We start from the raw sequence: 16,295 nt of genomic DNA on the forward strand, positions 1-16,295 counted from the left end.
GTTAATTAAATATACTTATGCTTCAACAATTGTTTCTCCCCTCCATATATTTTTTGGGGAAGGGCAGGGCTGCCTTTCCCCCACTTTTCTAAAAGTGTTCTCTAGAAACTGAAGAGATGCAAAAATATAAATACTATTACAAAGGAGGTGAAATAGTAATATTCCATAGCATGATCTTTAGATTTAATTTATTTCTTGAGTTTATAAGAGCCTTTGGCTGTGGAAATATTCGGAGGAAGTATGGGTGGAACTATGGTTGTAAATAGAGAGTTATTACAAGTAAGACCATAGTGGGATAACTTGGCAGGGAGGTGTTAGTTGAAGAAGATTCGTCTATAAGACTAAAGGGTTAGTTATTATCGGTTCGTTATCACATTGGGTTCATATGAAAATAACAGCATCTACAGCCGAATTTTTGTCAATAGCAATTGACTTGTAACATAATATTTCTTGACTCATTTTAGTTTGTTATAACCTCAAATTAACTTAGAAGAGGAGTGAAATTATGTCAAATCAAAGCACAGGTAACAGAGGAATGGTAGTCGCCCTTGCAGGTATGGGTGTTAACCTTTGCCTCGGGGTGCTATATTCTTGGGGAGCTTTTCAGGGTGTCCTGGTTGTTGAACCATTAAACTGGACATCAACTCAATCACAAATCCCTTATATGATTGCTTGTTTCATTTTTGCAGTTTCAATGGTTCCCGGCGGCCGCCTTCAGGATAGGATTGGTCCCAGGACAGTTATTATAGCAGCTGGTGTGCTGGCCCTAATAGGTATGGTCTTGTCAGGCTTTTTAATTACACCGGTGGGATTGTCAATTTCTTTCGGTATTGTATTCGGTCTGGCTATGGGTTTTGGTTATGCGGCTCCTACTCCAGCAGCCGTAAAGTGGTTTGGCCCTCATAAAAGAGGTCTAATCTCCGGTATTGTGGTCAGTGGTTTTGGTTTGGCCGGAGTATATGTAGCACCTCTGTCCAGGTATCTTTTGGCACAGTTCGGCCTTGCAAATACTTTTATTATTCTTGGTATTGCTTATGGTATTATCATTATTCTGCTGGCTCAGCTTATTTCCAACCCACCCGCAGGGTACATTCCAGAACCTCCTCCTGAACACCTGGCTTCTAAATTTGCCGCTAAAGCCAAGGGCCTGGTGGTTGACTGGGATTACAAGCAAATGATGAAAACTCCGCAGTTTTACGGTTTATGGGGCATGTTTTGTATCGGAACCTTTGCCGGTCTCTTGATTATCGGTCAGCTTCGAAGGATTGGTATCGAGCAGGCAGCCCTAAATGATGGTTTAGCTTTCTGGTTGATTTCCATGTATGCAGTATTTAACTGGGGTGGACGGATCGGCTGCGGTATTATTGCAGATAAATTAGGTTTTAGAAATACTTTAGTGGCCATGTTTATCCTGCAGGTTGCTGTTTTTGCCTTGTTCTCCACCTTTGTCACGGCAGTACCCCTCTTTATCGCCACCGCATTAGTTGCTTTTGCCTTCGGCGGGATGCTTACCATCTTCCCGGCTATAACAGCTAATTACTTCGGTGTTAAAAACCTGGGTGTAAACTACGGTTTAGTATTTACAGCCTGGGGCGGCGGAGGAGTTTTTGGCCCGCTGGTAGGAGGTCTCGTTCGGGATGCCACCGGAACATTCGGAGTTGCTTACACAATTTCCGCTGTTCTTAGTGTTCTCGGCATAATCCTGGCGGTAACCATGAAAGCTCCCAAAGACATCCAGGAGGAAGAGCAGTTGACTGCCTCTTCATAAGCTATCACGCTCAAAGTTAATTAAAAACATAAGCAAAGAGAAAGGCTGCCGGTGATAATCTTCCTGGCAGCCTTTCTCTTTGTCAATGTTGTCAAGTTGTCAAGGGGCGGTTCTTCTGACAACTTTTCAGTACAGCCGTTTCGTTGTCTTTGACTTAAGTATTTGGTATAATTAGTTTTAAGTAATAACAAATATTAGCAAGCTGGGTAGAGCTATTTAACCGGTTGATTTTTTGTTATAATTAGACTTGAGGTGTTTTCATTGGAATTTAAACTAGTTTCAGATTATATTCCCGGGGGAGATCAACCCCGGGCAATTAAAGAGATAAGCCGGGGGGTGTTCTCCGGGCTTGACCACCAAACCCTTTTGGGGGTAACCGGTTCGGGTAAAACTTTCACTATGGCCCAGGTTATAAATGAAGTTCAAAGGCCTACGCTGGTCATGGCTCCCAATAAAACTCTGGCAGCTCAGCTTTGCGGTGAATTTAAAGATTTTTTCCCAGAAAATGCCGTAGAATATTTTGTTAGCTATTACGATTACTATCAACCGGAAGCTTATCTTCCCTCCTCAGATACCTATATAGAAAAAGACGCTTCTATAAATGATGAGATTGATAAGCTGCGGCATTCGGCAACCAGTGCACTGCTGGAACGGCGGGATGTGATTATTGTAGCTAGTGTTTCTTGTATCTACGGTTTGGGTTCTCCGGAAGAGTACCGGGATCAGGTTCTATCTTTACGGGTGGGGATGAACCGGGAACGGGAGGATATATTAAGGAAGTTGGTAAGCATGCAGTATTCCCGCAATGATATTAAATTTGCCCGGGGTAATTTTCGGGTCAGAGGGGATATACTGGAGATATACCCGGCTTCTTATACGGAAAAGGCCCTGAGGATAGAAATGTTTGGCGATGAGATAGAAAGGATCCGGGAAATTGATGTGGTTACGGGGGAAATGCTGGGGGAACGTCAGCATGCGGCTGTCTTTCCGGCATCTCACTATGTTACCTCCCGTCCTAATATGGAACGGGCCATTAAAGATATTGAGGAGGAGCTGGAAAGCCATTTGGAGGAATTAAACCGGCACAGCAAACTGTTGGAGGCTCAGAGGCTGGAACAGCGGACCCGGTATGATTTGGAAATGTTTCGGGAAGTGGGTTTTTGTTCAGGAATTGAAAACTATTCCCGGCATTTAACAGGCCGGCCGCCGGGGAGCAGGCCCTATACACTGTTGGATTTTTTCCCTAAAGACTACCTGATGATTATTGACGAATCTCATGTCACCGTACCGCAGATTGGTGGAATGTACCAGGGAGATAGATCCCGCAAACAGAATTTGGTGGACCATGGGTTCAGGCTTCCTTCGGCAATGGACAACCGTCCGCTGCGCTTTGAGGAGTTTGAAAAGATGGTCAACCAGGTGGTTTACACCTCTGCCACTCCGGGGCCTTACGAACTGGGCTGCAGCCGGCAGATTATTGAACAAATTATCAGACCCACCGGCCTGGTGGATCCCCAGGTGGAGGTCCGCCCTGTGGAGGGGCAAATAGAAGATCTTTTCGGTGAAATTCGCAAACGGACGGAGGCTAAAGAGAGGGTACTGGTCACTACCTTGACTAAAAAAATGTCAGAGGACCTGACTAGTTATTTTAAGGAAAGGGGCATTAAAGTCCGTTATCTGCATTCTGAGATTGTAACTCTGGAGAGGATGGAAATAATCCGTGACTTAAGACTGGGGGAATTTGACGTGCTGGTGGGTATTAATCTGCTTCGGGAAGGCCTGGACCTGCCGGAGGTCTCCCTGGTAGCTATCCTGGATGCGGATAAGGAAGGGTTTTTACGTTCTGACCGTTCGCTAATTCAGACCATCGGACGGGCCGCCCGGAATGTTCATGGTAAGGTAATCATGTACGGAGATACAATAACCAGGTCCATGAAAAAAGCTATAGAAGAGACTAACCGCAGAAGAGGGCTGCAGGTTGAATTTAACCAGAAGCATGGTATTACTCCGGAAACTATAAAAAAAGCCATCAGAAATGTTATTGAGGCAACCCGGGTGGCGGAAGAGCCCTCTGGTTATATAACTATGAGTGAATTTTCCGAATTGTCCCGGAAGGAAAGAAAGAAGCTTATGGATAGCTTGGAGAAGGAAATGAAGCAGGCGGCTAAGGAACTAAGATTTGAAAAGGCATCAGAAATCAGGGACATTCTTTTTGAACTAAAAAGTCCAGTCCGGGAGGAGAAAAAATGAGCAGAGATTATGTGATTATCAGGGGCGCCAGGGAGCATAACCTGAAAAATATAGATGTGGAGATTCCTAAGAACAGCCTGGTGGTAGTAACGGGCCTCAGCGGTTCAGGGAAATCCTCCCTGGCTTTTGATACCATCTATGCAGAGGGTCAGAGGAGATACGTGGAGTCCCTTTCTGCTTACGCCCGGCAGTTTTTAGGTCAGATGGATAAGCCGGATGTGGATTATATCGAGGGGTTGTCTCCGGCAATTTCCATTGACCAGAAGGCAGGAAGTAAGAACCCCCGTTCTACCGTGGGAACCATCACCGAGATATATGACTATCTCAGGTTGATGTTCGCCCGGGTGGGCAGGCCCCACTGCCCCAACTGTGGGGATCCCATTGCCCAGCAGAGTATTGAGCATATGGTAGACCGGATTCTGTCCTATCCCCAAGGTTCAAAACTGCAGATTTTAGCGCCTCTGGTTCGGGGAAGAAAAGGAGAATATCAAAAAACTTTTAACGACATCCGTAAAGATGGTTATGTCAGGGTCAGGGTAGATGGTGAGATCCGAGAACTCCAGGAGGAAATTGTCCTGGACAAAAATAAGAAGCATACCATTGAAGTGGTAGTGGACCGGCTGGTGGTTAAAGAAGGGTTGGAGAGAAGGCTGGCGGATTCCCTGGAAACCTCCTTGAACCTGTCAGGAGGGCTGGTGATTGTTCACCTTTTAGAGGGAGAAGAACAGATCTTCAGTCAGAATTTTGCTTGTACGGACTGTGGTTTCAGTTTTGAGGAATTAACCCCCCGGATGTTTTCTTTCAATAGTCCTTATGGCGCCTGTCTTCGCTGCAGTGGGCTGGGGTTTAAGCTGGAGGTTGATCCAGACCTGGTGATAAACAAAGCTCTCTCCCTTCGGGAGGGAGCCATAATACCCTGGAATCGAACCAAGCATTATACCTATTACCAGCAGCTCTTGGAATCAGTTTGTGAGCATTATCATATTGACCCGGACCTGCCGACAAAAGATCTGGATTCTAAGGATATTGACTTCCTGCTCCGAGGTTCAGGAAATGAAAAAATTCACTTTTCCTATGCAGCCACTTCAGGAAGACAGCACAATTATTATGCAGTTTTTCCCGGTATTATCCCTTATCTGGAGAGGCGTTACCGGGAGAGCACCTCGGAATACGTCCGGGAGGAAATCACCCGGTACATGAGCAGCCGGCCTTGTCCAGAATGTCAGGGCACCCGCCTTAAAAAGGAAAGCTTATCTGTTCTGGTGGGGGGGAAAAACATATCGCAAGTTACCTCTTTTAGCGTTTCTCAATGTTTGGAATTTTTTGAGGGATTGGAGCTTTCGGAAAAGGAGAAAATGATTGCCCGGTTAATACTGAAGGAAATCAGGGAAAGGCTGCACTTTTTAGTAAATGTGGGACTTAATTACCTGAGCCTAAACCGGAAGGCGGGGACTCTTTCGGGAGGGGAAGCCCAGCGGATTCGCCTGGCTACACAGATTGGATCAGGGCTTACCGGGGTGCTGTATATTTTAGATGAACCCAGCATAGGGCTGCATCAGCGGGATAATCTGAAATTGTTAAACACCTTGAAAAATTTGCGAGATTTAGGGAACACTCTGATTGTGGTGGAGCACGATGAGGAAACTATTTGGAGCGCTGATTACGTTATTGATATCGGTCCTGGTGCCGGGGACCTGGGTGGGGAAGTAGTAGCTGCAGGGACTGTTGACGAGATCCTCAAGAAACCCCGTTCCATCACCGGACAGTATCTGTCTGGGAAGAAGGAGATTCCTCTGCCCTCCAGACGCAGGGAAACGGGAGAAAAATGGCTGCAGATTAAGGGTGCCGGGGAATATAATTTGAAAGATTTGGATGTGGAAATTCCTCTAGGAGTGTTTATCTGCGTAACCGGTGTTTCCGGGTCAGGGAAGAGTACTCTGGTTAACGAAATTCTGTATAAAAAATTAGCCCAGGAGCTTCATCGGGCCAAGTCAAAACCTGGTAAACATAAGCAAGTACTGGGGATAGAACATCTAGATAAGGTGATCGAGATTGATCAGTCACCCATCGGTCGTACTCCCCGCTCTAATCCGGCTACCTATACCGGGGCATTCACTTACATCCGGGAATTATTTTCTCAGGTGCCTGATGCCAAGGTCAGGGGATATAACCAGGGCAGGTTCAGCTTTAACCTGCGGGGGGGACGGTGTGAATCTTGTAAGGGAGACGGAATTATAAAAATAGAAATGCACTTTCTGCCGGATGTTTATGTCCCTTGTGAGGTGTGCAAGGGTAAAAGATATAACAGGGAAACACTGGAGGTCACCTACAAAGGCAAAAACATAGCTCAGGTGCTGGACATGACTGTGGCCGAATCTCTGGATTTTTTTCAGGCAATTCCTAAAATTAAGAGAAAGCTGCAGGTGCTTTATGATGTGGGATTGGGCTATGTGAAGTTGGGTCAGCCGGCTACTACACTGTCCGGAGGGGAAGCTCAAAGGGTCAAATTGTCGTCAGAGCTGAGCCGCCGCAGTAACGGAAAAACCCTTTATATTCTGGACGAGCCCACTACCGGCCTGCATATTGATGATATCAAAAAGCTTTTGAGTATTCTGAACCGATTGGTAGATGCTGGGGATACCGTGATGGTGATTGAACACAACCTGGATGTTATTAAATCTTCCGATTATATTATAGACTTAGGCCCTGAAGGGGGAGACCAGGGAGGATGGGTGACAGCCAAAGGGACCCCGGAGGAAGTGGCCCAGGAGTTGGAATCTTATACAGGGCAGTATCTAAAGTCAATTGTGGACGGGGAGCAGGGGCAAAAAATGGAGAGCGCAGCAATTCCCTGCAAGGAAATACAATAATATGTAAGAAAATAGGATTAGGGTTGTCAGGGGGAAAAAGACGTGAGGCTTGAGGATAGACCTGTAAACCTGCCGGATCAGCCGGGAGTATATATCTTCAAAAACAAAAATGGGGAAGTTATATACGTAGGGAAGGCTGTCTCCCTGCAGAATAGGGTTAGATCTTATTTTCAAAATAATTCTCTGGACACCAAAAGTCAGGCTATGATGGGGCATGCCCGAGATTTGGATTATATTGTGACCGGGACGGAAGTAGAGGCTTTGATTTTAGAAAACAGTTTAATTAAACAGTATAAACCTAGATACAATGTCAGCCTGAAGGATGATAAGCAGTACCCTTATTTAAAGATTACGCTGTCGGAAGAATACCCTCGGCTGCTTCTCACCCGAAAGATAGAAAAAGATGGTTCCCGTTATTTTGGTCCTTATACCAATGTAAAATCCTTAAGGGAGACCCTGAAGGTATTGAAAAAAGTTCTGCCTCTGCGCAGCTGTAAAGAAAAATTTCGGGTCAGGGGAAAAGAAAGGCCCTGTTTGAACTATCACTTAAAATACTGTCTGGCTCCCTGTCAAGGAGAGGTATCTCCGGAGCAGTATGGGGGATTGGTAAAGGATTTGACTCTTTTTTTGGAGGGAAGGCAGGAAAAACTATTACGCAGGTTGGAACGGGAGATGCATGGGGCGGCGGCGGAACTGAATTTTGAAAAAGCTGCAGCCTTAAGGGATAAGCATCAGGGCCTTAGTGGTTTGGTTTCCCGACAGAAGGTAGTTTCGCCTAAGTTGAAGGATTTGGATGTAATTGGTTATTCCCAGGCTGAGCAGGAAACCTTTATGCAGGTTTTTTTGATCCGGCAGGGGAAGATTGTGGGCAAGGAACAGTTTACCTTGACCAATACTCAAGGGCTGAAAGCAAGAGAAATCCTGACTGCTTTTATTAAGCAGTACTATAATTCTTCCACGGCGGTACCTGCAGAGATTTTGACACCGGCAGTAGTTTCCGAAAAAGAAGTTTTGGAGTCCTGGCTTTCTCAGAGGAGGGGAGCTAAGGCAGCAATTCTTTGTCCACAGAGAGGATTAAAAAAAGAATTAATCGACATGGCTGATCAGAATGCGATTTTATTTATGGAGGAAAAAGCGCAAAAGGAAAAAAACATTATATCTCTGCTGAAAGAAGTGAAACAAATTTTAGGCCTTTTAGAAATTCCATTTCGTATTGAGGGGTTTGATGTGTCCAACCTTCAGGGAAGTAAAATTGTAGCTTCCATGGTGGTTTTTGAAGGGGGTATCCCACTGCGCAGTGCTTACCGCCGCTTTAAGATGGAGGAGCAGCAGGGCCCCGATGATTATCTGGCCCTTAATTCTGCCCTGACCCGGAGGCTAAAAGGTGCCCTACGGGAGCAGCAGGAGGTATCTGAAGGGCATCTTACTCTGGACTCTGCCAAATTTCTTCCTCTTCCGGAGCTGATACTTATAGACGGCGGGAAAGGACAGCTTAAAGCTGCTTTGGAGGCACTGCAGGAACTGGAATTCGAAAGTCAAATAAACCTGGTTTCCCTGGCGAAAAAGGAAGAGCACCTGTTTCTTCCAGGGGAAAAATCTCCCCTGGTGCTGCCCTCTAATTCTTCGGTACTGAAACTCATGCAGCAAGTTCGAGATGAGGCACATCGATTTGCTCTTTCCTATCACCGTCTCCTGCGGGATAAAGATGCAATGAATTCAGTTTTAACCCGTATTAAAGGAGTGGGAGAAAAACGACAGAAGAATCTTTTGATGCATTTTGGAAGTGTTAAAAAAATAAGCCAGGCCTCTGTGGATGAACTGTGTTTAGTTCCGGGCATGGACTCAAAGACAGCTCAAGAGATTTACAGTTATTTTAATGCATTTTTTAACAGATGACAGTGTGCGTAAATCAGGAATTAAGGCTGTGCAGGTAAAGCCGGACTGCTGCCGATAACTTTTCACAAAAGACCAACTGAGAGCTATCTATATTTTCTTTTTTCATTTCAGGGTAGAGCAGGTAAGTAGCAAAGAGGTCTGCACAAAGTTCTTCCATAAATTTTTTTCGATAGTTATGTAGAGAGGTGATCTTAGAATCAGAACATTTTTTTTCCAGCAAAGAAATAAGGTAGACAAAGGCTTTTTTGCTCTTGAAATGGTTTTTCCTTAAATTAAAAAGAATGTGTCCAATTTCGTGCAGTATAATATGCCGTTTAAGAAAGGTAGAATAGTCGTTTGCAAAAAGAATAACCGTGTGGAAGGAATTTAAATAGCAGGCGGGAGCCTTTTCTTCATAGGGAAGAGAGCACAACAGCAGGGGATATTTGTTCATTTCTAAAAGGCCGGTATTTAGGCCTCTCTCCCGGGCCATTTTTAAGGTTTCCATTATAAAGGGAAGAGATACTGTGCTGCTGGAAGGAACCGTATTCATGCCGGCCAAAAAAGTTTCAATATATCGAAGATTAGAGGCGTAATAAAATAGTATTTTTTGGATTGAGTTAATTTTTTGCTGAGCTGGACAGGGAGTACACTTTACCAGCAGACGAAGCACACTGAGATTAGCTGCGGGTAGTCCCACTGCTATCAGCAGTCCCTCCTGGCCTACTGTTCCTTTTGCAATCATATCCCTATAACTTAGAGCCAGGTCTTTACCGGAGGTATAAATGATTTCTAATTTATAATTTTGGTCAATTTCACTGTCCATTAAAAAGGCAAGGGATTCTTTGATATAGTCCAGTGCCCATTCTACAGGTTCCCTTTTTTTTAGTTTTTCGGTAGTAGTTACAATCATTGTTTGCACTTCCACTTTTTCTTTTTTATTCTTTACTAATTCTGGCTAAAGTATGATAGAAGGTTTTAAAATAAAGGTATAATTCACACTATTGTCGAATACTTTAGCCCAAGAAATAATTACTGGGGAGGAAAGAATTGATGAAAGGATTAATCATACGCTGGGTACTTAATGGGCTTGCGATTTATTTAACTGCCGGTATCATTGAGGGTATAGCCATAGATGGTTTTATTGCCTCATTATTTGCCGCTTTTGTTTTGGGTTTAGTAAATGCTGTGATCAGGCCTATCTTTCACGTTATTGTGCTGCCCCTCAATATCCTCACCTTGGGCCTTTTTACTTTCGTGGTTAACGGATTTACTCTATGGGCTGTGGCCGGCACAGTGTCTGGATTTACAGTGGATAATGTTTTTTTTGCAGGGATTTTTGGAGCGTTAGTGTTAAGTATTATCAGTGGATTATTAACGGCACTGGTTAAAGATAGAAAAAGGTAAGTTGTATGTCTAAAATAACAGATACAGGAGTGTTATTATATCATGAGTTTTAAGTTACTTGCTTTGGATCTGGATGATACCCTTTTGAACGAAGAATTTGTTATATCCGAAAAAAACAAAAAAGCAATTCATGAAGCTATTAGAAAGGGAGTTACGGTAACTCTGGCTACGGGAAGAATGTTTCGTTCTACCCTTCCATATGCTCAACAGCTGGAGTTGGATGTGCCGTTAATCACCTACCATGGAGCTCTGGTGAAAACAGCTCGGACCCAAGAGCAGATATTTCATTGTCCTGTGCCTCTGCAGGCGGCTCTGGAGATTATAGATTTGTTGGAAGAAAATGGCAATCATCTGAACCTTTATTTGAACGACGAACTTTTTGTCCGGGAGGACAACGAGATGATCCGTCTTTATGTGAGTATCGCTGATGTTGACTACCAGTCAGTGGGTAACCTGAGGGAATTTTTGAAGGTTGAGCCTACTAAAATGACTATGATTTCCTCTGAGGAAGACACTATAAAAAGTTACTGGAATCTGTTTTCTCAGAAATATAAAAATCAACTTAAAGTGGTTCCTTCTAAGCCCTATTTTTTAGAGATAACTAATGCTCGGGCTACTAAAGGCCAGGCATTAAAGGCGCTGGCTGATTCCCTGGGTGTAAAAAGGGAAGAAGTGATAGCCATAGGGGACAGCTATAACGATATTGATATGTTAGAGTATGCAGGGCTGGGAGTGGCGGTGGAAAATGCCCGGGAAGATGTGAAAAAAGCAGCTGATTATATTACGGCGTCCAATATTAACGATGGGGTAACCCAGGTAATTAATAAATATATATTAAGGTAGGGGAGATTTTAAAATGAGACTGGTAGCTGACCTACACACTCATTCTATTGCCAGCGGTCATGCGTACAGCACGATAAATGAAATTGCTGAAGCTGCAGCCAGGAAAGGGCTGTCCATGGTAGCAATTACTGACCACGGGCCGGCTATGCCCGGGGGTCCCCATGCGTATTACTTTGGTAATCTTCATGTTCTTCCGGAGGAAATCTGTGGTATAGAAGTATTAAAGGGGATTGAAGCGAATATTATAGATCATCAGGGAAACATTGATCTTTCCGCTGAATATTTGAAGAAGTTGGACATTGTTCTGGCGGGCTTTCATGCCATCTGTTATCCCGGCGGCTCAAAGGAACAGAACACCAGGGCTATGATTAAGGTTATGGAGAATCCACAGGTGGATATAATTGTTCATCCCGGAAATCCTAATTACCCCATTGATGAATACCAGGTGGTGGAAGCTGCTATAAAACATAACACTATGATAGAAATTAACAATAGTTCCCTGACGGTCAGCAGAAAGGGCAGCTGTGAAAACTGTCAGAGAATTGCCCAAGTGGCAAAAGAAATGGGGGCCAAAATAGTAATTGGCAGTGACGCCCATACCAGCTGTCATGTAGGGAATTTTTCAACTTCGCTGGAAATGATAATGGAAGCTGGATTTACTGAGGAAAAAGTTCTTAATTCCTCCTTGGACAAGATTAAGGAGTATCTAGGGGAAAAAGGAAGAAAGAGGTTTGTGGACGGGTAATTTTCTTAAGGTATTTTAGATACACAGGTGTTGTTTTTAAAAATAATTATAATAAGGCTTTCCTTTTACGGATAGCCTTATTTTTTTCTGCTCTCCGGCAGAAGGCTTCCAGCCTCCACAGGTGGGAGATGAATGCCGGAATATACATAATTGGAGAAATTACCAACCCTAAATTGTAAGTAAATGTGGAGGGATTTGCACGGTTAAGGTGAATGGAATATTTACTTAATGATAAACGAAACATAAATATAAGCTAAGGAATTGTGGTAAAAATTACCGTATAAAATTAAATTATTAGAAATGAGGCGAATCGTTTGGAGCTTTTTGCAGATTATCATACTCATACCCGGCACAGTCATGGAAAAGGCACCGTAGAGGATAATGTGCGAGCAGCCATAAAAAGAGGTCTCCAGGAGGTAGCTATCACTGACCACGGCCCCGCTAATATTCTGGTGGGAATAAAAAGTGCCAAAACTCTGGACAAGATTCAAAGTGAAATTGAAATATGCCAAAAAAAATATCCGGAAATTAAAATACTGTTGGGAGTGGAGGCCAACATTGTCAGTATTGATGGGGATATTGATATCCCTTCACCTTACATTAAGAAGTTGGATATACTTTTAGCCGGGCTTCACACCGGTATTATTTCCCGGGATTTAAAAAGCGGCGTAAACTTAATTGCCAAAAATTGGTTGTCACGATTCATTGATTCTTTAGGTGCTAAGATGCGCTATATTAATACCCTTGCTGTAATTAGGGCGGTGGAGCGTTTCCCTATTGATGTGGTGGTACACCCGGGATTGAAACTTAACATTAATACCCATGTTCTAGCTGAGGTTTGTTCCCGTCGGGGAACCGCTTTGGAAATAAACAGCTCTCACGGTCAAAAATCCTCAAATTTTGTCAAGTCAGCGGCAGAGACTAAGGTAAAATTTGTAATTAACAGCGATGCCCACAGCCCTGAGGAGGTAGGCAGGCTGGAGGAGGGTGAGAAAATTGCCAGAGAACTGAAACTGGACCCCGCAAGGATCATAAATACTAAGAATAACTTTTGAATAGGACTAATTTGTGAGTGAATCTGTTTTAGCAAACAAAAGCATCGGGGAATCAGGTGGAGATTCTACTCCACCTGATTAAGACCCTCACCTACGCTTAAGCTTAGAGGTGGGGGTCTTATACTCAAAAAAAAGAGATAAAAAAAATCAGGCATTCTCATGAATGCCTGTAAATATTTTTAAAGGAGGTAATAATGATAAGGGCGGCAAGCCCTTGTTTACATAATACAGCACTTTACTGTTTTTTGCAAGGGGTTGTCTGAATTTAGCCACAATGTAATTGATTAATGAAACCAGGAATTATATAATGAAAATGTAGGTTTATAAAATTATTATAAAATATTATTAAAAATTTAAAATGAGGAGAATTCAAGGGATGAAACCTGTAGACGTGGGGGAAAAAATACGGTTTGTATTAATTACTGGGTTGTCAGGGGCAGGCAAGACGGAAGCAATCAGGTGTTTTGAGGATTTGGGATTTTTTTGCGTAGATAATTTGCCCCCAACTTTTATCCCTAAATTTGCTGAGCTCTGCCTTCATTCTGAAGGGAAAATTAGCAGTATAGCCCTGGTTTGTGATGTCAGGGGCAGGGAGTTTTTCCTTAATCTCATGGAGGCTTTAAAGACCATGGAATCAATGGGTTTTCAATATGAAATATTGTTTTTAGAAGCTACTGATGAAAGGCTGATACGGAGGTTTAAGGAAACCAGAAGGAGGCACCCCCTGGCAGAGCAGGGGAGTATATCTGAAGGGATCAAAGAGGAAAGAAAGCTTTTAGAAAAATTTAAAGGGAAAGCGGATTTAATTATAGATACTACTGACCTGGCTCCCAAGGAATTAAAAGAAAAAATAAAAGAGTTTTTTTCTAAAGAAAGGGATAAGAACAGTATACTGGTCTCGGTGGTATCTTTTGGTTTTAAGTATGGAATTCCCATGGATGCAGACCTGGTTTTTGATGTGAGGTTTTTACCCAATCCACACTATGTGGATTCTCTTCGTCCTTTGACCGGAAATGATTTTTCAGTCAAAGAATATGTGTGGCAGTGGGTTATAACCAGACAATTTTTTCAAAGACTCAGGAGTTTTTTAAAATTTTTAATTCCCTGTTATGTTCGGGAGGGTAAAACTCAGTTAGTGATTGCCATTGGCTGTACAGGAGGCAAACACCGCTCGGTAACTATCTCAAACGAACTTAGTAATGTGTTGAAAGAATATAATTATCAGACAACCTTGGAACACAGGGATATTTTAAAGAATTGAAAGTCATGTCACTTAAAAATTATTACTGGCGGGGATTAACCCTGCTTATAAAAGGTTGATAAACATGTCATTTTCTTTTAGAGTGAAGAATGAGTTGGCTAGAATAAATTTTAAGGGAAACTGCTGTCTGAAGGCCGAGCTAACGGCCTTTATTCATATGAACGGCAGCCTGCAGATTACCCATAGTGAGATAGCTTTAGTCGTTCACACGGAAAACCCGGCGGTAGCCCGGCGGATATTTCTTTTCTTTAAAAAAATTTTTGCAGTGAACAGTCATCTATTGGTAAAAAAGAAAACCAGGCTGAAAAAAAATAATATGTACCTGGTGAAAATCTCGGGGAAAGAAATGGTACAGGAAATACTGTTGAGCCTGAAAATAATTACCAGGGAACAGGATTTGAGCGGATTCAACAAAAAAATTGCCGGGGAAATAATTGGTAAAAAATGCTGTCGAAGAGCATATCTCCGGGGAGCTTTTTTGTCCAGGGGTTCCATAAGTAATCCAGACACATCTTATCATCTGGAAATAGGAGCGGAATATGAAGAGCAGGCCGGAGAAATAAATTTTTTGTTAGAGTCCTTTGATATTGAGGGAAAGGTGATCCCAAGGAAAAGCAGTTACCTGGTCTACCTGAAAGATAGTCACAAAATCCTTGAGCTTTTAAATGTTATAGGGGCTCACCAAGGGATGTTTTATTTTGAGAATGTTAGAATACTTAAGGAAATGCGCAATAATATTAACCGTTTGGTGAATTGTGACACAGCTAATTTGAATAAAACGGTGACTGCTGCTGTGAACCAGCTGGAGAGCATAAGGAATATAAGTCTGGAGATAGGATTTGAAAATATACCCAATTCTCTGCGGCAGGTGGCTGAACTCAGAATAAAATATCCCCAAGCCACTCTTCAGGAGTTGGGGGAGATGTTTACCCCTCCTTTAAGTAAATCGGGGGTGAATCACCGAATGCGAAAACTGGAAAAAATGTCCAAAAATATTAAAAAATAAAAATTGTTAAGAAAATACAGTATAGGCAGGAATTTAATACTAAGAATAGAATTAAATTTAAATAGAATAACATAATTCATTAAAAGTGATGTACTAATTAATTTTGTTTAGTAGTTCTAAAACAGCTAGAGGATACAATAATTAATTAAGGAGTGCATTACAATTGATTAGGGGAGGAATAAGTTAAAAATGGTCAAAGTTGGAATCAACGGGTTTGGTCGAATAGGCCGTGGATGTATCAGAGCTGTTTTTGAGAATCATAGGGATATTGAAATTACAGCGGTAAACAGCACTCGGGATCCGAAAATCCTGGCTCATCTGCTAAAGTATGACTCAATATACGGAATATTTCCACTGAGTGTAGCGGCCGGAGACGGTTGTCTGATTATTGATGGGAAAGAAGTAAAAGTGTTGGCGGAAAGGGAGCCTTCAAAACTGCCGTGGGGAGAACATGGAGTAGATATTGTACTGGAAGCAACCGGTGTCTTTCGGAGCAAGGATGAGGTGCAGGGCCATTTGAACAATGGTGCTTCAAAAGTTATTATTACAGCGCCGGCAAAGGACGAAGATATTACTGTGGTAATGGGAGTTAATCATCACAAATATGTTCCGGAGCATAAGGTGATCTCCAATGCCTCTTGTACCACCAATTGTTTGGCTCCAGCAGCAAAGGTGCTTCATGAAAAATTTGAGATTAAAAGAGGTTTAATGACTACCATTCATGCGTACACTAATGATCAGCAGATACATGACTTTCCTCATTCTGATTTGAGACGGGCCAGGGCTGGAGCACTCTCCATTATACCTACTTCTACCGGAGCGGCCAGGGCTTTGGGACTGGTTATGCCGGAATTAAAAGGGAAACTGGATGGATATGCGTTACGGGTGCCTACTCCTACGGTTTCAGTAGTGGATTTGGTGGTGGAACTGGGAACCGGTACCGGGGTAGAGGAAATTAACGAAGCTTTACGGGAAGCTTCGAAAGGGTTTTTAAATGGAATATTGGCAGTATGTGATGAGCCGCTGGTTTCTGTTGACTATGTGAAAAATTCTTATTCCTCAATTATAGATAGTTTATCTACTATGGTAATGGGGGATAATATGGTGAAGATTGTATCCTGGTATGATAACGAGTGGGCTTACTGCTGCAGAACTTTAGACCTGGTTCTTTATATCGCCAGAACAGGATACGCTGTTTGAAAGGAGCAAATAGAG

Annotated in this window: 12 protein-coding genes; 11 read left to right on the forward strand and 1 reads right to left on the reverse strand. The window is 42.9% G+C overall.

Going from position 1 to position 16,295, the window contains the following annotated elements; all coding sequences use genetic code 11:
- Nucleotides 1–505 precede the first annotated feature (505 nt).
- The 4 genes from HUE98_RS00965 to uvrC all read left to right on the forward strand — a co-directional run bounded on the left by HUE98_RS00965 (nt 506) and on the right by uvrC (nt 8,784).
- Nucleotides 506–1,768 carry an L-lactate MFS transporter gene (locus tag HUE98_RS00965; protein ID WP_241422039.1) on the forward strand — a complete coding sequence of 421 codons (1,263 nt, stop codon included), beginning with the start codon at nt 506–508 and terminating at the stop codon, nt 1,766–1,768.
- Between the two features lie 261 nt (nt 1,769–2,029).
- Nucleotides 2,030–4,018 (forward strand): excinuclease ABC subunit UvrB, encoded by a 1,989-nt coding sequence (uvrB, locus tag HUE98_RS00970; protein ID WP_241422040.1) that lies wholly within the window; start codon nt 2,030–2,032, stop codon nt 4,016–4,018.
- Complete coding sequence (gene uvrA / locus HUE98_RS00975; protein WP_241422041.1) at nt 4,015–6,888, forward strand: excinuclease ABC subunit UvrA; 2,874 nt, start codon at nt 4,015–4,017, stop codon at nt 6,886–6,888. The genes uvrB and uvrA overlap by 4 nt, the downstream gene beginning before the upstream one ends.
- A 42-nt stretch (nt 6,889–6,930) precedes the next feature.
- Entirely contained in the window at nt 6,931–8,784 is a 1,854-nt protein-coding gene (uvrC, locus tag HUE98_RS00980; RefSeq protein WP_241422042.1) for an excinuclease ABC subunit UvrC, read from the forward strand.
- Nucleotides 8,785–8,797: 13 nt separating this feature from the next.
- Here the strand turns inward: uvrC and HUE98_RS00985 are convergent, their stop codons facing one another.
- Entirely contained in the window at nt 8,798–9,676 is an 879-nt protein-coding gene (locus HUE98_RS00985; protein ID WP_241422043.1) for a hypothetical protein, read from the reverse strand.
- A 140-nt stretch (nt 9,677–9,816) separates the two neighbouring features.
- On the opposite strand from HUE98_RS00985, the gene HUE98_RS00990 reads away from it, so the two are divergent.
- From HUE98_RS00990 to gap, 7 genes are all read left to right on the forward strand, one after another.
- Nucleotides 9,817–10,170 (forward strand): phage holin family protein, encoded by a 354-nt coding sequence (locus HUE98_RS00990; RefSeq protein WP_241422044.1) that lies wholly within the window; start codon nt 9,817–9,819, stop codon nt 10,168–10,170.
- 42 nt (nt 10,171–10,212) lie between these two features.
- Complete coding sequence (locus HUE98_RS00995; protein ID WP_241422045.1) at nt 10,213–11,013, forward strand: Cof-type HAD-IIB family hydrolase; 801 nt, start codon at nt 10,213–10,215, stop codon at nt 11,011–11,013.
- Between the two features lie 13 nt (nt 11,014–11,026).
- Nucleotides 11,027–11,758 carry a phosphatase gene (locus HUE98_RS01000; RefSeq protein ID WP_241422046.1) on the forward strand — a complete coding sequence of 244 codons (732 nt, stop codon included), beginning with the start codon at nt 11,027–11,029 and terminating at the stop codon, nt 11,756–11,758.
- A gap of 314 nt (nt 11,759–12,072) precedes the next feature.
- The gene (locus tag HUE98_RS01005) at nt 12,073–12,813 is read left to right on the forward strand and encodes a PHP domain-containing protein (protein ID WP_241422047.1); all 741 of its coding nucleotides are present in this window, start codon (nt 12,073–12,075) and stop codon (nt 12,811–12,813) included.
- A 376-nt stretch (nt 12,814–13,189) separates the two neighbouring features.
- Entirely contained in the window at nt 13,190–14,074 is an 885-nt protein-coding gene (gene rapZ / locus HUE98_RS01010; RefSeq protein ID WP_318036513.1) for an RNase adapter RapZ, read from the forward strand.
- A 64-nt stretch (nt 14,075–14,138) separates the two neighbouring features.
- The gene (whiA, locus tag HUE98_RS01015; protein WP_241422048.1) at nt 14,139–15,080 is read left to right on the forward strand and encodes a DNA-binding protein WhiA; all 942 of its coding nucleotides are present in this window, start codon (nt 14,139–14,141) and stop codon (nt 15,078–15,080) included.
- 189 nt (nt 15,081–15,269) lie between these two features.
- Entirely contained in the window at nt 15,270–16,280 is a 1,011-nt protein-coding gene (gene gap, locus HUE98_RS01020) for a type I glyceraldehyde-3-phosphate dehydrogenase (RefSeq protein ID WP_241422049.1), read from the forward strand.
- Nucleotides 16,281–16,295: the final 15 nt, after the last annotated feature.

The organism is Candidatus Contubernalis alkalaceticus, assembly GCF_022558445.1.
In the GTDB taxonomy this organism is placed as follows: Bacteria; Bacillota; Dethiobacteria; order SKNC01; family SKNC01; genus Contubernalis; species Contubernalis alkaliaceticus.